The sequence below is a fragment of the Streptomyces toxytricini genome (genome assembly GCF_014649915.1).
Taxonomy (GTDB): Bacteria; Actinomycetota; Actinomycetes; order Streptomycetales; family Streptomycetaceae; genus Streptomyces; species Streptomyces toxytricini.
Genome location: NZ_BMTY01000013.1, coordinates 56,184 through 73,461, shown reverse-complemented (window position 1 = coordinate 73,461; position 17,278 = coordinate 56,184). Strand labels below are relative to the sequence as shown.

Here is a 17,278-nt window from a genome sequence, read left to right as displayed (position 1 = left end):
TGCCGTGCACCGCCGGCCGGTGCTACTCGGTCTTGATCGCGGTCAGCATGTTCAGCTTCGCCGCGCTGCGCGCCGGCCACATGGCGGCCAGGACGCCGACCACGGCGGCCAGCAGCAGGAAGACGCCGATCCGGTCGTAGGGGACCACGAGCTCGTAGTTCGGGATGCTGTTCTTGAAGGTGCGGCCGAGCGCCCAGGCGAGGAAGGTGCCGAGGCCGACGCCGAGGACCGCGCCGAAGAGGGAGATGACGACGGCCTCCAGGCGGATCATGTTCTTGACCCGGCCGCGGTCCAGGCCGACGGCGCGGAGCATGCCGATCTCCTGGGTCCGCTCGAAGACCGACATGGCGAGGGTGTTGACGACGCCGAGGACCGAGATGACGAGGGCCATGCCGAGCAGGCCGTACATCAGGTTCAGCATCGTGTTGATGATGCCGCCCATCTCGTTGCGGATGTCCTGCTTGTCGTCGATCTTGATGGCCGGGTTGTCGCCGAGGGCGTCGATGACCTTCTTCTCGTTCGCCGCGGACTCGCCGCCCGACAGCTTGACGAAGACCTGGCGGATCTGCGGCTTCTCGCCGGCCGCGACCGGGACGAGCTTGGCGTCGAGGACGTAGGGGGAGACGAGCTCGCTCTCCTCGAAGACCGCGCCGACCGTGAGGGTCTTCTTCCCGCCGCCGTCGAAGGCGGCGTCGATGGTGCTGCCGACGGACAGGCCGGCCTTCTTCGCGGTCTTGTCGGCGACGGCGACCTGGCCCTGCGCCAGGGAGGCGACCGAGCCGCTGACGACCTTCAGGTTGACGAGCTTCTCGATGGCGGCCGGGTTGACGCCGGAGGCGGAGTGGAAGACGTCGTCCTTGCCCTTGAAGTAGGCGGACTGCTGCGCGGAGACGGCGGTGACGCCCGGGGTCTTCTCCAGCGCGGTCAGGACCGACGGGTCCAGGTCGCCGCCGCTGGCCATGGTGAGCATGTAGTCGGCGCGGATCTGGTCCGTGGTGGAGCGGTCGACGGCCTTGCCGACGGTGACGCCGAGCACGGTCAGGCCCGTCACCAGGGTCAGGCCGATGGTCAGCATGCCGGCGGTGACGCCGGTGCGCCGCGGGTTGCGGACCGCGTTGCGGGCGGCGAGGTTGCCGGCGGTGCCGAAGACGCGGGTCAGCAGCGGGCGCACGACGGCGATCAGCGGCCGGGACAGCATCGGGATGAGCACGGCCACGCCGATCAGCGTGAAGAACGCGCCGCCGCCGATGATCCAGCGGCCGGTCTCGCCGCCCTTCGCGGAGCCCCACAGGATCAGGGCCGCGCCGAGGCCGGCCAGGACGCCGCCGAAGCTGTTCAGCAGGACGAGGGACTTTGCGGTCTGCGGGAGGTGGGCGCTGCCCATCGCCGCGACCGGCGGGATCTTGGAGGTGCGGCGGGCCGGCAGCCAGGCGGCGAGCACGGTGACCACCAGGCCGACGAGGAGGGCGGTGACGACGGCGGTCGTGGAGACGACCAGCGGGCCGGCCGGGATCTTCGCGCCGAAGCTGTCCATGCCGGAGCGCAGGCCCATGGCCAGGAGCACGCCGAGGCCGAGGCCGAGTACGGAGGAGAGCAGGCCGACGAGCAGGGACTCCGTCAGCACGGAGCGGCGGACCTGGCTGCGGGTGGCGCCGACGGCGCGCAGCAGGGCCAGTTCCTTCGTCCGCTGGGCGACCAGCATGCTGAAGGTGTTGTAGATGAGGAAGATGCTGACGAAGAGGGCGATGAAGCCGAAGGCGAGCAGGCCGGTCTTCATGCCGCTCATGCCCTGCTCGATGCTCTTGGCGTTGCGCTCGGCGAGGGCGGTGCCGGTCTCGGCCTTGGCGTCCTTGCCGACGACCGGGGTGACGTCGGCGAGGAGCTTGGCCGCGTCGGTGCCGGGCTTGGCCGCGACGGCCAGCTCGGAGTAGTAGCCGGGGGCGAGGTAGAGCTCCTGGGCGACCTTGGCGTCGAAGAGGACGAGCGAGCCGCCGGCGTTGACGGCGCCGTCCTCGGTGGTGAAGACACCGCTGAGGGTGTACTCCTTCACCGGGCCGTTCGTGGCGACGCGGACCTTGTCGCCGACGGAGTAGCGGCCGGCCTTGGCGGAGGCCCGGTCGAGGGCTATCTCCTCGGCCTTGGCGGGCCCGCTGCCCGCGGTGAACGCGTAGCGGGGGTCCTTGCCGTCCTGGACGGGCGCGAAGTTGGCGCCCTGGTTCATCCAGCCGCTGCCGATGAGCTTGCCGGAGGGGTCGGCGACGCCGGCGAAGCCGGAGACGCGGCCGGAGGCGGAGGCGACGCCGGGCAGCTTGGCGACCTTGTCGAGGGTCTGCTGGCTGATGCCGGGCTCGCCCTCCTCCTTGGTGCCGTCCTCGGCGCGGCCGGGGCCGAGGTGGGTGACGGAGACGGCGACCCCGTCGAAGCTCTTGCGGGACTGGTCGGACATCGCCTTGCCGACGGTGTCGGTGAAGACGAACGTGCCGGAGACGAAGGCGACGCCGAGCATGACGGCGAGCACCGTCATCAGCAGTCGGGCCTTGTGCGCGAGCACGTTGCGCAGGGCGGTACGGAACATGGGGAATCCAGGAGTCGTGGCGGCCGCCGGGGCGGCGGCGCAGGAGGCGCGGTCGGGCGGTTCGGGGAGGGCTGCGGGCGGGCGCTGCGGGCCGGCGGCCCGGTCACGGCACCGGCCGGACCGGCCCTAGCTGGTGCGGCCCTTGGCGTCGAAGGCCTTCATGCGGTCGAGGACGCCGTCGGCGGTGGGGGCGAGCATCTCGTCGACGATGCGGCCGTCCGCGAGGAAGACGACGCGGTCGGCGTAGGAGGCGGCGACCGGGTCGTGGGTCACCATGACGACCGTCTGGCCGAGTTCGCGCACGGAGTTGCGCAGGAAGCCGAGGACCTCGGCGCCCGAGCGGGAGTCGAGGTTGCCGGTCGGCTCGTCACCGAAGATGATCTCGGGCCGGGAGGCCAGGGCGCGGGCCACCGCGACGCGCTGCTGCTGGCCGCCGGAGAGCTGGGTGGGGCGGTGGCCGAGGCGGCCGGAGAGGCCGACCATCTCGATGACCGTGTCGAGCCACTGCTTGTCCGGCTTGCGGCCGGCGATGTCCATCGGGAGGGTGATGTTCTCCAGGGCGGTCAGGGTCGGCAGCAGGTTGAACGCCTGGAAGATGAATCCGATCTTGTCGCGGCGCAGCTGGGTGAGCTGCTTGTCCTTGAGGGAGCCGAGCTCGGTGTCGCCGATGCGGACGGAGCCGGAGGAGAACGTGTCGAGGCCGGCGACGCAGTGCATCAGCGTCGACTTGCCGGAGCCGGACGGGCCCATGATCGCGGTGAACCGGCCGCGGCCGAAGTCCACGGACACGTTGTCGAGCGCGACCACCTGGGTCTCGCCCTGGCCGTACACCTTGGACAGGCCGGTGGCCCGGGCGGCCACGGCCAGGGTGGTGTGCGGGGCGTGGTTCATGGTGGTCACGGGGGCTGCTCCTCGGATGCTGACCGGCTGCGGCGGTCGGCGGATTGGGACCCTCCCATCGTCTCCGCGCGGGACCGGCGGGGGATCAGCCGCGGTGCCCGTTCACCGGCCCACTGGAGTCTGACCGCGGGACCGGCCGGATCCTCCTCTGGTATGACTGCGCCCCCTGGAGGGTGGCGTTCCGGAGGGCTGAAGGGGTCGCGGGGAAGACCGACGGGGGGAGGCGGGGGTGGGGTGGCCCGGGGTGGCGCACAGGTGGCGCGAAGCCCGGCGCGGGCCATCGAAATCCCGTCATTCCCGTATCGCCGGTCCTCGGCGCCGTAACCGGCCGACCCCGTGTTCTCGGGTCTGACGGTCACTCAAGCGCCAATAAAATCAGACAACATAGGAAAGTGTGCCCGTCCCCGACCAGGGCATTCCCGATAGGCTCGGCCCGGCGTCCGGTTGATTTTCCGAGGCGCCGCCACTCATGCCCGGATGGTGGAATGCAGACACGGCGAGCTTAAACCTCGCTGGCCTTGAGGTCGTGCCGGTTCAAGTCCGGCTCCGGGCACTCCCACTTCGGCCGATCCACCCGCGAACACCCGGTGGCTCGGCCCGTTTCCGTTTCGGGCCCCTCGCTGCGACGCCGACCGCGCGCCGGCGTACGCCGCCCGGCCCGCCCGACAGCGGACGCAACCCCCTCCAGCGCCCCGGCCGCATCCTGCGTCGCCTCCGTCTCTGCTGCCTCCTCCGTTCCTTCTGTTCCCTCCGCCCCCCTGTTCCCCTCCGTCTCACCGCGGACGCGCCGGCCGCGTGGGAGGGGGCCGGCCCCGCGGCCCACCGCCCGGCCCGCCCGCCGCGCCGCCGACCGGCGGTTATGCCCCTGCGCGCCGTCCGTCCTTCTCCTAAGATCCTCCTCCAGCAGTAGGGTGATTTCTTTGCTAGCGCATTACTCTTGTTGCAAGGCCGCGCAAGGTGGCCATGGAGGAGTGAGATGAGGAGCAGTAACCCGGTCTTCTCGCGACGGGGGTTCAGCCGCGACAACGGTGCCTACGCGGGCTTCGACGCGCAGCACCAGCAGGCCGGGGCCAACCCGTACGCGACGAATCCTTACGCCACCGACCCCGCCACCGGGATGCCGCAGGCGCCCGCCCGTGTCGACGCGATGACCATGGACGACGTCGTGAGCCGTACGGCCATGACGCTCGGCACGGTCATCCTCACCGCGACGCTCGCCTGGATCGCCCTCCCGGTCGACCCGGCGAACATCGGCAAGTCCTACGGCATCGCGATCGGCGCCGCGCTCGTCGCCATGGTCCTGGGCCTCGTCCAGGCCTTCAAGCGCAAGGCGTCCCCGGCGATCATCCTGGGCTACGCGGCGTTCGAGGGAGTGTTCCTCGGCGTCATCAGCGCCGCCACCAGCACCTACCTCGGTGCCGGTGTCGTCATCCAGGCCGTGCTCGGCACCATGTGCGTCTTCGCCGCGGTGCTGTTCGCGTACAAGATGCGCTGGATCCGCGTGACCCGCCGCTTCTACGGCTTCGTGCTGGCCGCGGCCATGGGCTTCATGCTGCTGATGGTGGCGAACCTGCTGTTCTCGGTGTTCGCGGGCGGTGACGGCCTCGGCTTCCGCAGCGGCGGCCTCGGCATCCTGTTCGGCATCATCGGCGTCATCCTCGGCGCCGCGTTCCTCGCCCTGGACTTCAAGCAGGTCGAGGACGGCATCACCTACGGCGCCCCCCGCGAGGAGGCCTGGCTGGCCGCCTTCGGCCTGACCATGACCCTCGTGTGGATCTACCTGGAGCTGCTGCGCCTGTTCCAGCTCCTCTCCGGGGACGACTAGCAGGACCGGGCCCGGCAGGGCCCGCCGGCACCAAGGGGAAGGCCCCGCGAGCGACGCTCGCGGGGCCTTCCCGCGTTCCGGTGCGGACGGGACCGGTGGGGGGACGGGGACAGGGGGAGGAGGGACGGCGGATCAGCCGAACCTGCGGGCGGCCCTGCGCAGGTCGTACTCGTGGATGATCGCCTTGGCCTGGCCGTACGACAGCTCGTGCGCGCCGCGCAGCCAGCTGACCTTCTCCTCGAACCGGACCAGGGAAGGCCCCTCGTCCACGGTGCGGAGCCATTCCGCGACCTCGCGGCCGGTCGTCTGCGGAATCCTGTCGATCATGTTGCGGTGGGTCTGCTCGGAGAACTCTACGGACATGGGCGCCTCCGGGGTGTGGCCGTGCTGTTCCCTTCCCGTCACCGTGCCGGAGAGTACGGCCGTTGGCAATGGCGCCGCCCCGGCGCGTAAGGTCGGCCGGGTGCTCGATACCTCGCCCCTGACCGAAGCCGTCGAACGCTTTGCCGACCGGCTGCGCGCCATGCCGCAGAGCCGCCTGCAGCGCGGAGCCGCCGCCGAGGCACTCGAACTGGCCCGCGAGCTGTCCGTACGCGCCCAGCGGCTCGAAGCACCGGACGGGGCGGCTCCGGCGCACACCATGCCCGACGCCGGCGTCTTCGCCGTCGGCGACCAGGTCGCCGTCGCCGGGACCGACCTCGCCGAAGCCCTGCGCACCGCCGCCCCGGAAACCGCGAAGGCCCCGTCCGAAATGCTGGACGAGGCCGTGCGGCTGGTGGAGCAGGCGGAGGTCAGAGCGACGCGATGACGCGGTCCGCCAGGATGTAGACGTTGTTGTCGGGGTCCTGCGCGTCACCGCCGCAGGAGAACGTCAGCGCGTAGGCGCCCGAGATGCCCGAGCCGCCCAGCAGGACCGGCGCCGTGCCCGAGCGCAGCGCCTCCGCGAGGCGCTCCGCCGTCTCGCGGTGGCCCGGCGTCATGCACAGCGTCGTGCCGTCCGTGAACACGTACACGTCGAGGGTGCCCAGGGGGCCGGGGCGGACGTCCGCGAGCGCCGTACGGGCCTCCGCGAGCTCCTCCAGGCGGCTCACCGTGCGCTCGTGGTCCGCGCCGGCGGACGCCGGCTGGGACGGGACGAAGTCCGGGTGCGAGGGGTGGCGGCGGCGCGCGGCGGCCAGCTCCGCGGAATCCTCCGGGTACTCGTCGACGACCTCCTCGCCGAGCACCGGCTCCAGGCCCACCAGGTCGGCCTGCCGGGGCAGGAAGACGGGGCCGTCGTCGGCCAGGCCCGGGAGCCCGCCCAGCAGCGACGGGGCGTCGCCCGCGAAGGTCGGCGAGGCCTCGGCGGCCTCGCGGGCCTCCTGCGCGGCCCAGAAGGCCCGCGCCTCGGCGAGCTCGCGCTCGCGCTCCTCGGCCAGGGCCTCCGCCACGGCGGCCCGTATCTCGGCGGCGGGGGACTCCACGGCACCCCGGGCGTGCGGGACGCTCGCGCCGCGCGACCGGGCCGGGACGGCGAGCTCGCCCCGCAGGGCGGTGACCTGCTTGCGGAGGCCGTGGACGGCGTGCAGCGCAGCAGCGCCCACGGCCGCGGCGGCGGCCGTGGTCAGCAGCAGGGCAAGAGACATGGCGCTCACTGACTAACTCCTGATTTGACTCGATCCCCCGACTTCCTACATCAGAGTGTCCCGACCTGGGAATGGCGTGCAGTGCATTACGTCACGAAATGGACAGGGTCTTCGTCACACAGGAGAGCGCCCTACCCCGGTTGACCTGCATAAATGCCGAACCCCCAGGATGTTTGTCACATCCTGGGGGAGATTCGGTCACAGCTCGGCCGCGGGAGGGTTGGACGCGGACGCGGGAGTGGGCCCGGACCAGGGGAAACCCGGCCCGCTGCGGCTCAGCCCAGCCGCTCGGTGCCTTTGGTCGCGCTGGGCTTCGCCTCCGCTCCGGGCAGGTGCCGCCCTCGTTCCACGGGCGACCCCTACCCTCCGCTGCGGCTCAGCTCAGCCGCTCGGTGCCTTTGGTCGCGCTGGGCTTCGCCTCCGCTGCGGGCAGGTGCCGCCCTCGTTCCTCGGGCGACCCCTACCCTCCGCTGCGGCTCAGCTCAGCCGCTCGATCACCATCGCCATGCCCTGGCCGCCGCCCACGCACATCGTCTCCAGGCCGAACTGCTTGTCGTGGAACTGGAGGCTGTTGATCAGGGTGCCGGTGATGCGGGCACCGGTCATCCCGAAGGGGTGTCCGACTGCGATGGCGCCGCCGTTGACGTTCAGCTTCTCCAGCGGGATGCCGAGGTCCCGGTAGGAGGGGATGACCTGCGCGGCGAACGCCTCGTTGATCTCGAACAGGTCGATGTCGCCGACCGTCAGGCCGGCCCGCTTCAGGGCCTGCTTCGACGCCTCGACCGGGCCCAGGCCCATGATCTCCGGGGAGAGGGCGGTGACGCCGGTGGACACGATCCGGGCCAGCGGGGTCAGGCCCAGCTCGCGAGCCTTCGTGTCGCTCATGATGACCAGCGCGGCGGCGCCGTCGTTCAGCGGGCAGCAGTTGCCGGCCGTGACCAGGCCGTCCGGGCGGAAGACCGGCTTCAGACCCTGCACGCCCTCCAGGGTGACGCCGGCGCGCGGGCCGTCGTCCGTGCTGACGACCGTGCCGTCCGGGGTGGTCACCGGGGTGATCTCGCGGGCCCAGAAGCCGTTCTTGATGGCCTCCTCGGCCAGGTTCTGGGAGCGGACGCCGAACTCGTCCATGTCCTGGCGCGTGACGCCCTTCAGACGGGCCAGGTTCTCGGCGGTCTGGCCCATCGAGATGTACGCGTCCGGGATCAGGCCGTCCTCGCGCGGGTCGTGCCAGGTCGAGCCCTCGGACTGGGCGACCTCGGCGGTCCGCGCCTCCGCCTCCGCGAACAGCGGGTTGTGCGTCTCCGGCAGGCCGTCCGAGGTGCCCTTCACCGAGCGGGAGACGGTCTCCACGCCGGCGGAGATGAAGACGTCGCCCTCGCCCGCCTTGATCGCGTGCAGGGCCATGCGGGAGGTCTGCAGCGAGGAGGAGCAGTATCGGGTGATCGTGGTGCCGGGCAGGTAGTCCATGCCCATCTGCACCGCGACGATGCGGGCCAGGTTGTGGCCCTGCTCGCCGCCGGGCAGGCCGCAGCCGAGCATCAGGTCGTCGATCTCCCGCGGGTCCAGCTCGGGGATCTTGGCCAGCGCGGCCTGGATGATCGTCGCCGTGAGGTCGTCCGGGCGGACGTCCTTGAGGGACCCCTTGAAGGCGCGCCCGATCGGGGAGCGGGCGGCGGAAACGATGACGGCTTCGGGCATCGGGGCTCCAAGGGGTGAGTTGCGGCTCATTGCGGACCGCAAGCGAAGTTACCGGCCCGTACGGTCTTGGTCACCGGGTGGGGCGTGTGATGCCGGTCGCTCCGCGGGGTCGGGTGGCTGGTCCGGGGGTGTGCGGGGCCCGTGCCCCGCTGCCCCGCGGGGGCGTACGGAGCCGGGGCTCGCGAGCCGGAAGTCCGGCCGGGGGCTCCCGGGGCTCTGCCCCCCACCCCGCGCCTCAAACGCCGGCGGGGCTGGGTTTGCCCGGCCCCGGGGGTGGGAGGCCCGGGGCGGGTGGGTTTCGGGGCTCTGCCCAGAGCTCCGGGCCTCGCGCGCTGGCGGGGCTGGGTTTGCCCTCCCGGGGGTGGGAGGCCCGGGGTGGGTGGGTTTTCGGGGCTCTGCCCCGCACCCCGCGCCTCAAACGCCGGCGGGGCTGGATGTGCCCGCCCGGGGGTGGGAGGCGCCCGGGGCGGTTGGGGTTTCGGGGCTTCGGGCCCCGCGTGTTTTCGGGCTCTGCCCAGAGCCCGGGCGTCGCGCGCCGGCGGGGCTGGATGTGCCGCCCCCGGGTGGGAGGCCCGGGGTGGTGGGTTTCGGGGCTCTGCCCCGGGCCCCGCGCCTCAAGCGCCGGCGGGGCTGGAGTTGCCCGCCCGGGGGTGGGAGGCGCCCGGGGCGGGTGGGGTTTCGGGCCCCGAGTGTTTTCGGGCTCTGCCCAGAGCCCCGGGCGTCGCGCGCCGGCGGGGCTGGATGTGCCCGACCCCCGGGGGTGGGAGGCCCGGGGGCGGGTGGGCTTCGGGGCTCCGCCCCCGGCCCCGCGCCTCAAGCGCGGGCGGGGCCGGAGTGGGCGGTGGTCGGGATGGAAGTCGGGGTCAGGGGTCCTGGGAGTGGGTGAGGGTGGCCGGGGGGTGGGTCGGGGCGGCGTCTTCCGACGGGACGCGGCGGCGGCGGCGGTGTTTCAGGAGGGCCCACGGGCCGCGGGCCGGGGTGACCTCCGTGCCCGCCTGGCCGGCTGCGGCCGAGGCGGCCTTGGCCACCGGCAGCATGTCCTCGTCCCGGGCCACTTCCAGCCGGTCCGACTCGGGCCACAGGGACAGCGCCGCGCACACCGTCGGCAGGATCGCCATCGCCGCGGTCGCGTACCCCTCGGCCGACGGGTGGTAGGAGTCCGGGCCGAACATCTCGCGCGGGTTCGCCGCGAACTCCGGGCCCAGCAGGTCCCCCATCGAGATCGTGCGCGCCCCCAGCGAGACGGCCCCTATGGTCTGGGCCGCGGCCAGCTGCCGCGACACCCGCCGGGCCAGCCACCGCAGCGGCTGGTACACCGGCTCGATCGTGCCCAGGTCGGGGCAGGTCCCGACGACGACCTCGGTGCCCGCCAGCCGCAGCCGCCGCACCGCCGAGGTGAGGTGCCGCACCGACTGCGTGGGCGGCATGCGGCGCGTCACGTCGTTCGCCCCGATCATGATCACGCAGATGTCCGGCGGCGGCGCGTCACCGTCCAGCAGCAGCCCGGCCTGCCGGTCGAGGTCGTCGGACATCGCCCCGGACAGGGCCACGTTCCGCAGCTCCACCGGCCGCTCTGCGACCGCCGCCAGCCCCGACGCCAGCAGTGCCCCCGGGGTCTGCCGCGCCCGGTGGACGCCCAGCCCGGCGGCCGTCGAGTCGCCCATCATCGCGAGCCGCAGCGGCCCCGGCTCCAGCCCGCCGCCGTGGAAGCCGCCGCCGTACAGGCCGTCCGCGCGCGGCGGGTCCGGCAGGCCGCTGCCGACCGTTCGCTTGGCGAACTGGACCTCCGCCAGCACCAGCCCCACGGCGGCGACCCCGACCAGGCCGAGCCCGCCTCCGCCGTACGCCGCCCCCGCCGCGATCCGGCGGGCCGTCCTTGCTCTGGACACCCTTCACGCCACCTCCGTCCTCGTCGAGCTTCCTGCCCCGTACCGCCCGTCGGCCAATCCCTTTCCGCATACTCTGGCCATGTCTCCCGGAGAACCCGTGGAGTCCCATCCCTGGAGAACATGGTGCAATTCCACGACTCGATGATCAGCCTCGTCGGCAACACCCCGCTGGTGAAGCTCAACCGCGTGACCGAAGGCCTTCAGGCCACCGTCCTTGCCAAGGTCGAGTACTTCAACCCCGGCGGCTCCGTGAAGGACCGCATCGCCCTCCGGATGATCGAGGCCGCCGAGCAGAGCGGTGCTCTCAAGCCCGGTGGCACCATCGTGGAGCCGACCAGTGGCAACACCGGTGTAGGACTCGCCATCGTGGCCCAGCAGAAGGGCTACAAGTGCATCTTCGTCTGTCCTGACAAGGTGTCGATGGACAAGATCAACGTGCTGCGGGCGTACGGCGCCGAGGTCGTGGTCTGCCCGACCGCGGTCGACCCGGAGCACCCGGATTCCTACTACAACGTCTCCGACCGCCTCGTCCGCGAGACGCCCGGCGCCTGGAAGCCGGACCAGTACAGCAACCCGAACAACCCCCGCTCGCACTACGAGACCACCGGTCCCGAGCTGTGGGAGCAGACCGAGGGCAGGATCACGCACTTCGTGGCCGGCGTCGGCACGGGCGGCACGATCTCCGGCACCGGCAACTACCTGAAGGAGGCGTCCGGCGGCAAGGTCAAGGTCATCGGCGCCGACCCGGAGGGCTCCGTGTACTCCGGCGGCTCGGGCCGCCCGTACCTCGTCGAGGGCGTCGGCGAGGACTTCTGGCCGACCGCCTACGACCGGAACGTGGCCGACGAGATCATCGCGGTGTCCGACAAGGACTCCTTCCAGATGACCCGCCGCCTCGCCAAGGAGGAGGGCCTCCTCGTCGGCGGCTCCTGCGGCATGGCCGTCGTCGCCGCGCTGCGCGCCGCCGAGGGCCTCGGCCCGGACGACGTCGTCGTCGTCCTGCTCCCGGACAGCGGCCGCGGCTACATGAGCAAGATCTTCTCGGACGAGTGGATGGCCGGCCACGGCTTCCTGGAGGAGGCGGGCCCCGCCGCCCGCATCGGCGACGTCCTCGCCGACAAGGAGGGCGACATGCCCTCCCTGGTGCACATGCACCCGGAGGAGACCGTCGGCGAGGCCATCGAGGTGCTGCGCGAGTACGGCGTCTCCCAGATGCCGGTCGTCAAGCCCGGCGCCGGCCACCCGGACGTCATGGCCGCCGAGGTCATCGGCTCCGTCGTGGAGAAGGAGCTGCTCGCGGCGCTGTTCGCGCAGCGCGCCGCGCTGAGCGACCCGCTGGAGAAGCACATGAGCGCGCCGCTGCCGCAGGTCGGCTCCGGCGAGCCCGTCTCCGACCTGATGGCAGCCCTCGGCAAGGCCGACGCGGCGATCGTCCTGGTCGAGGGCAAGCCGACCGGCGTCGTCAGCCGGCAGGACCTGCTCGCGTTCCTCGCGAAGAACGCGTGACCGCGGTGCCGCCGACCGCGCGGCGGGGCTTCGTGCGATCGGCACGCGCCCGTCACGCGGCGGCAGCACCGGCTTAACAAGCGCGGGGCACAGTGGTGGGTGTCGGCGGGGGCGAGGGCCCCGGCCGGCGCCACGGAACGGCGTCTGCACACCTCCGGAGCGGCTCCCGGACCCGCGGCGCCACGGACGCGGACGGCCCTGACCCGGCCCGTGTCCCGCGCGGGGACCGCCGTCGTCCCGCCCCTCGCACACCCCGAGGGTGCGGCGGTCCCCGCGTTCTCCGGCCCCGTCAACGTCCTTCCCGGACGGCGGCGGGTTCCCGCTCGCCGCACGTCGGCTTGCGCACGCAGGCGTGATCTCGGCTTGGGGAGACGTCCGGGGCGGCCGGCAGCTCAGATGGCCATCACGCCGCCGCTGCTGCCGTGGACGACGGCCTGCCACTCCAGCACCGGGCAGTCGGCGATTACCAGCGTGTCCAGTCCGTCCACGCCGCTCGCGGCGACTCGGCCCAGCGCCTCCTCCTGGACGGGGAAGTTTCCCTGCAGCGCATCGCAGTGGCTGCAGCCGTTGGACAACTGGCGCTTGCGCATGGTCCCGCTGTAGCGGGGCCGGACGGTCGCGGCCAAAGCCGCGTGTCCGTGGTTCTGGAGCAGTCGGCGGGCCAACGCCAACGTCCTGGGGCTGTCCGTGGTGAACAGCCCGACATAGCCGCGAGCGGGGCGCTGCGGGTACAGGCCTGCCAGGCACACCGTGGCCTCTCCGCAGGCCCAGCAAGGCCGGGTCAGCGTGAGGACGCGCAGGGCCACGGTGGCTGCGCTGCCGGCCGGCGGCACCGGCGGCAGCTCGAGGGCCTCCGGGTCGAAGTCGTCGGCCGCAGCCCGATCATCCAGGAACCGGCAGGTCGCGCACCGCACCTCCCAGCCGCCGGTGACGCCCTTGCCGAGAAACCCGCCGCCCGCCGACACCCACACCGAGCACGACGCACACCCGCCTGCATACCGGTTCTCCACGTACTCCCCCCGCCCTGCGTTTCGATCGGAAACGGATCCCCCGGAGCCGAGGGCCGCCTTCGGCCTGTCCGCTTCGTTCGCGAGTCGGCTTGCAGGGTGAAGTATCCGCTCTGCACCTCCCGGCCGAGGCGCGATCACCGGAGGTTGTCCGTCTCGCGGAGCGGTTGCGGCTTGCCGTGCCTGCATAGACGCATGCAGAGTGCTCCGTGACTGAATACGTACGGGGACGGAGGGTCGGGATGACGAGCGACAGCCCGGCGGCGCGCCTGCAGAGGCTGTTCGAGGGGCACCGGCTGACGCCCACCCAGCGGCGGATCGCGCACTGCATGGTGCGCGGCGCCACCGAGGTGCCGTTCCTGTCGAGCGTGGAGCTCGCCGAGCTGGCCGGGGTCAGCCAGCCCTCGGTGACGCGGTTCGCGGTCGCCCTGGGCTTCGACGGCTATCCGGCCCTGCGCCGGCACCTGCGCGAGGTGGCGCCGCCCGCCGAGCGGGCGGAGGAGCCGCAGGAGGACGCCTACAACGAGTACCAGCAGGCCGTCCAGGGGGAGATCGAGAACCTGCGGCAGCTCTCGGCCATGCTCGCCGACCCCTCGCCGGTCCAGGAGGCGGGCCGGCTGCTCGCCGCGTCGGCGCCGCTGCCCGTGCTGGGGCTGCGGGCGGCGTCCTCGCAGGCGCGCGGATTCGCGTACTTCGCGGCCAAGGTCCACCCCGACGTGCGGCTCCTCGACGAGGGCGGCTCCATGCTCGCCGACCGGATCGACGCCGCCGCCGGCGCCGGCGCGTCGGCGCTGCTGTGCTTCGCGCTGCCGCGCCACCCCCGCGAGGTGGCCGAGGCGCTGGAGCACGCCCGGCAGGCGGGGCTGACGGTGGTGACGGTCGCCGAGTCGCCGTTCGCGCCCGTCGCCCGCGTCTCCGACCTGCTGATCCCGGCGCCGGTCGGCACCGGCCTGGCCTTCGACACCGCCTGTGCGCCGATGCTGCTGGGGCGGGTGCTGCTGGAGGCGATGGCCGACGCGCTGCCCGACGCGCAGGCCCGCCTGGAGGCCTTCGACGCGCGGGCCGCGGCCCGCGGCCTGTTCGTGGAGTAGGCCGGGGGCGGCGCGGTCAGCCGAGGGGCTCCGCCAGGTCCGCGCCGGCTTCCGCCGCCAGGTCCTCCGGCGTCTGCGCCCGGCGGGCCGTACGGAAGGACACCCCGCCCGAGGCGTCCACCGTGAAGCCGTGGACGGCCGGCCGGGGCAGGCTGTTGTAGCCGTAGTGGGCCGTGAAGAAGTACGCCCCCGTGTCGGGGACGCCGATCAGGTCGCCGGGCGCCAGCTCGGGCAGCTCCCGGGCGGTCGCCAGCAGGTCGCCCGCGAAGCAGGCCGGGCCGGCGACGTCCTGGGCGACCGGCGGGCCCTGCTTCGGGGCGCCCTTGGCGTCGTAGGCGAGGATCCGCAGCGGCCACGCGGCGGGCGCGTAGACCGTGCGGGTGGCCAGCTGGACGCCGGCGTGGGTCAGGGCGATCGGCCGCCCGCCGGTGGTCTTCGTGTACTCGACGCGCGCCACGACCAGGCCGTGCTTGGCCAGCAGCGACCGCCCGAACTCGGTGACCAGCCCGTACGAGCCGTCGAACAGCGCGGGGACCGCCCCGCGCAGGGCGGCGACGTAGTCGGCGTACGTGGGGGTGTGCGCGTCCGAGGTGAAGTCGACGGGCAGGCCGCCGCCGATGTCGAGGGTGTCGACCTGGCGGCGCCCGGCCGCCGCGTTGATCTCCTCGGCCAGCGCGTGCAGCTCCCGCACGCCCTCGGCGATCAGCGGCAGGGGCACGCCCTGGGAGCCCGAGTGGGTGTGCAGCCGGGTCAGCCAGGGGCGGTCCAGGAAGGCGCGCACCAGCCAGGCCCGGGCGCCCTCGTCGCGCAGGGCGATGCCGAACTTCGAGGTGGCGGTGGCCGTGGAGAGGGCGTCGATGGCGCCGGCACCCGTCTGGGGGTTGATCCGTACGCCGATCGGGGAGGCCGTCGGACGCTGGGCGACCAGGGCGTCGAGGCGCTCCAGCTCCTGCCGGCTGTCGGCGTTGACGGCGATCCCGAGGTCGAGGGCCTCGCGCAGCTCGGCCGCCGTCTTGGCGGGGGAGTCCAGGACCGTCCGCCCCGGGCCCACCCCGGCGGCCCGGGCCAGGGCCAGCTCGCCAGGGCTGGCGACCTCGCAGCCCAGCCCGCAGCCGGCGAGCAGCCGCAGGACGGGGACGAGCGGCGCGGCCTTGACCGCGAAGGCGTGCAGGACGGGCGTCCCCGGCGGCACGGCGACCGCGAAGGCGCCCGCCAGGGCCTCGGCGGAGGAGCGGATCCCGGCGGTGTCCAGCAGGCAGACCAGCGGCGGCGCGGAGTCCGCCCCGCCCACGAGGCCCTGCTCGACGGCGGCCCGGACGGCCAGGTCCCGGCGCTCGGCGGCGCCCTGCACGTGCGTGTCGGAAGCCATGCCCGCCATCCCATCACCCGGCGCGCCCGCCCGCAGCTGTTGACTGGAAGTATTCAGCCGGAGAGGATGTGAATGGAATTACCCACAGCGTCTGGAGGCATCGCCATGTCAGGACCCCGCCCCGTACGGGCCGCGCGAGGCACCGAGCTCAGCACCCTGGGGTGGCAGCAGGAAGCCGCCCTCCGGATGCTGCAGAACAACCTCGACCCCGAGGTCGCGGAGCACCCCGACAAGCTCGTCGTCTACGGCGGCACCGGCAAGGCCGCCCGCGACTGGCGCTCCTTCGACGCCATGGTCCGCACCCTGCGCACCCTCAAGCAGGACGAGACCATGCTGGTCCAGTCCGGCCGCCCGGTCGGCGTCATGCAGACCCACGAGTGGGCGCCCCGAGTCCTCCTCGCCAACTCCAACCTCGTCGGCGACTGGGCCAACTGGGAGGAGTTCCGCCGCCTGGAGCACCTCGGCCTGACCATGTACGGCCAGATGACCGCCGGGTCCTGGATCTACATCGGCACCCAGGGCATCCTGCAGGGCACGTACGAGACCTTCGCCGCCGTCGCCGCGAAGAAGTTCGGCGGCACCCTCGCCGGCACCATCACCCTCACCGCCGGCCTCGGCGGCATGGGCGGCGCCCAGCCGCTCGCCGTCACCATGAACGACGGCGTCGCGATCTGCATCGACTGCGACCCCCGCGCCATCGAGCGCCGCATCGAGCACCGCTACCTGGACGTCAGGGCCGACTCCCTCGCCCACGCCCTGCAGCTCGCCACCGAGGCCCGCGACCAGCGCAAGCCGCTCTCCATCGGCCTCCTCGGCAACGCCGCCGAGCTGCTCCCGCAGATGCTCGCCGAGGGCGCCCCCATCGACATCGTCACCGACCAGACCTCGGCGCACGACCCGCTCGCCTACCTGCCGGTCGGCGTCGCCTTCGACGACATGGCCTCCTACGCGGCCAAGGACCCGGCCGGCTTCACCACCCGCTCCCGCGAGTCGATGGCCAAGCACGTCGAGGCCATGGTCGGCTTCATGGACGCCGGCGCCGAGGTCTTCGACTACGGCAACTCCATCCGCGGCGAGGCCCAACTCGCCGGCTACGACCGGGCGTTCGCCTTCCCCGGCTTCGTCCCCGCCTACATCCGCCCGCTGTTCTGCGAGGGCAAGGGCCCCTTCCGCTGGGCCGCCCTCTCCGGCGACGCCGCGGACATCGCCAAGACCGACAAGGCGATCCTCGACCTGTTCCCGGAGAACGAGTCCCTCGCCCGCTGGATCAAGATGGCCGGCGAGCGCGTCCACTTCCAGGGCCTGCCCGCCCGCATCTGCTGGCTCGGCTACGGCGAGCGCGACAAGGCCGGCGAGCGCTTCAACGACATGGTCGCGAGCGGCGAGCTGGCCGCCCCGCTGGCCATCGGCCGCGACCACCTCGACTGCGGCTCCGTCGCCTCCCCGTACCGCGAGACCGAGGCCATGCTCGACGGCTCCGACGCCATCGCCGACTGGCCCCTGCTCAACGCCATGGTCAACGTCGCGTCCGGTGCCTCCTGGGTCTCCCTCCACCACGGCGGCGGCGTCGGCATGGGCCGCTCCATCCACGCCGGCCAGGTCACCGTCGCCGACGGCACCCCGCTGGCCGGCGAGAAGGTCCGCCGCGTCCTCACCAACGACCCCGGCATGGGCGTCATCCGGCACGTCGACGCCGGATACGACATCGCCGAGTCCGTGGCCGACGCCAAGGGCGTGCGCGTCCCGATGCGCGAGGGCGACACCGGAGCCTCCGCGTGAGCCAGAGCTTCCAC

At 73.0% G+C, this 17,278-nt stretch carries 13 protein-coding genes and 1 tRNA gene; 6 read left to right on the top strand and 8 right to left on the bottom strand.

The window, feature by feature from the left end; all coding sequences use genetic code 11:
• Positions 1 to 22: 22 nt before the first annotated feature.
• The gene (locus tag IE170_RS17895; RefSeq protein WP_189810394.1) at positions 23 to 2,575 is read right to left on the bottom strand and encodes an ABC transporter permease; all 2,553 of its coding nucleotides are present in this window, start codon (positions 2,573 to 2,575) and stop codon (positions 23 to 25) included.
• A gap of 126 nt (positions 2,576 to 2,701) precedes the next feature.
• Positions 2,702 to 3,466 carry an ABC transporter ATP-binding protein gene (locus IE170_RS17890; protein WP_189810517.1) on the bottom strand — a complete coding sequence of 255 codons (765 nt, stop codon included), beginning with the start codon at positions 3,464 to 3,466 and terminating at the stop codon, positions 2,702 to 2,704.
• Between the two features lie 480 nt (positions 3,467 to 3,946).
• Here IE170_RS17890 and IE170_RS17885 point away from each other — a divergent pair.
• Positions 3,947 to 4,028: transfer RNA gene (locus IE170_RS17885), tRNA-Leu, on the top strand.
• A gap of 423 nt (positions 4,029 to 4,451) precedes the next feature.
• Positions 4,452 to 5,300 (top strand): Bax inhibitor-1/YccA family protein, encoded by an 849-nt coding sequence (locus tag IE170_RS17880; protein ID WP_189810393.1) that lies wholly within the window; start codon positions 4,452 to 4,454, stop codon positions 5,298 to 5,300.
• Between the two features lie 132 nt (positions 5,301 to 5,432).
• Here the strand turns inward: IE170_RS17880 and IE170_RS17875 are convergent, their stop codons facing one another.
• On the bottom strand, positions 5,433 to 5,663 hold the full coding sequence (locus IE170_RS17875; RefSeq protein WP_125547985.1) for a DUF4287 domain-containing protein: 231 nt from the start codon (positions 5,661 to 5,663) through the stop codon (positions 5,433 to 5,435).
• A gap of 100 nt (positions 5,664 to 5,763) precedes the next feature.
• Here IE170_RS17875 and IE170_RS17870 point away from each other — a divergent pair, with 100 nt between their 5' ends.
• Positions 5,764 to 6,108 carry a hypothetical protein gene (locus IE170_RS17870; protein ID WP_189810392.1) on the top strand — a complete coding sequence of 115 codons (345 nt, stop codon included), beginning with the start codon at positions 5,764 to 5,766 and terminating at the stop codon, positions 6,106 to 6,108.
• Here IE170_RS17870 and IE170_RS17865 read toward each other — a convergent pair.
• The 3 genes from IE170_RS17865 to IE170_RS17855 form a co-directional block, all read right to left on the bottom strand.
• Positions 6,092 to 6,925, bottom strand: coding sequence for a hypothetical protein (locus IE170_RS17865; protein ID WP_189810516.1), 834 nt, complete (start codon positions 6,923 to 6,925; stop codon positions 6,092 to 6,094). The two genes, IE170_RS17870 and IE170_RS17865, sit on opposite strands and share 17 nt — an antisense overlap.
• A gap of 477 nt (positions 6,926 to 7,402) precedes the next feature.
• Positions 7,403 to 8,623 (bottom strand): acetyl-CoA C-acetyltransferase, encoded by a 1,221-nt coding sequence (locus IE170_RS17860; RefSeq protein ID WP_189810391.1) that lies wholly within the window; start codon positions 8,621 to 8,623, stop codon positions 7,403 to 7,405.
• Between the two features lie 863 nt (positions 8,624 to 9,486).
• A complete protein-coding gene (locus IE170_RS17855; RefSeq protein ID WP_189810390.1) occupies positions 9,487 to 10,512 on the bottom strand; it encodes an SGNH/GDSL hydrolase family protein in 1,026 nt (341 codons plus the stop codon).
• A 123-nt stretch (positions 10,513 to 10,635) separates the two neighbouring features.
• On the opposite strand from IE170_RS17855, the gene IE170_RS17850 reads away from it, so the two are divergent.
• On the top strand, positions 10,636 to 12,018 hold the full coding sequence (locus tag IE170_RS17850; RefSeq protein WP_189810515.1) for a cystathionine beta-synthase: 1,383 nt from the start codon (positions 10,636 to 10,638) through the stop codon (positions 12,016 to 12,018).
• A 392-nt stretch (positions 12,019 to 12,410) separates the two neighbouring features.
• On the opposite strand, the gene IE170_RS17845 is transcribed toward IE170_RS17850, so the two are convergent.
• A complete protein-coding gene (locus IE170_RS17845; protein WP_189810389.1) occupies positions 12,411 to 13,028 on the bottom strand; it encodes a hypothetical protein in 618 nt (205 codons plus the stop codon).
• Between the two features lie 239 nt (positions 13,029 to 13,267).
• On the opposite strand from IE170_RS17845, the gene IE170_RS17840 reads away from it, so the two are divergent.
• On the top strand, positions 13,268 to 14,116 hold the full coding sequence (locus IE170_RS17840; RefSeq protein WP_189810388.1) for a MurR/RpiR family transcriptional regulator: 849 nt from the start codon (positions 13,268 to 13,270) through the stop codon (positions 14,114 to 14,116).
• Between the two features lie 16 nt (positions 14,117 to 14,132).
• Here IE170_RS17840 and IE170_RS17835 read toward each other — a convergent pair whose 3' ends face one another.
• Positions 14,133 to 15,485 carry a type III PLP-dependent enzyme domain-containing protein gene (locus IE170_RS17835; RefSeq protein ID WP_189810387.1) on the bottom strand — a complete coding sequence of 451 codons (1,353 nt, stop codon included), beginning with the start codon at positions 15,483 to 15,485 and terminating at the stop codon, positions 14,133 to 14,135.
• Positions 15,486 to 15,590: 105 nt separating this feature from the next.
• Between IE170_RS17835 and hutU the strand changes: the two genes are divergently transcribed.
• Positions 15,591 to 17,264 carry a urocanate hydratase gene (gene hutU / locus IE170_RS17830; protein ID WP_189810386.1) on the top strand — a complete coding sequence of 558 codons (1,674 nt, stop codon included), beginning with the start codon at positions 15,591 to 15,593 and terminating at the stop codon, positions 17,262 to 17,264.
• Positions 17,265 to 17,278: the final 14 nt, after the last annotated feature.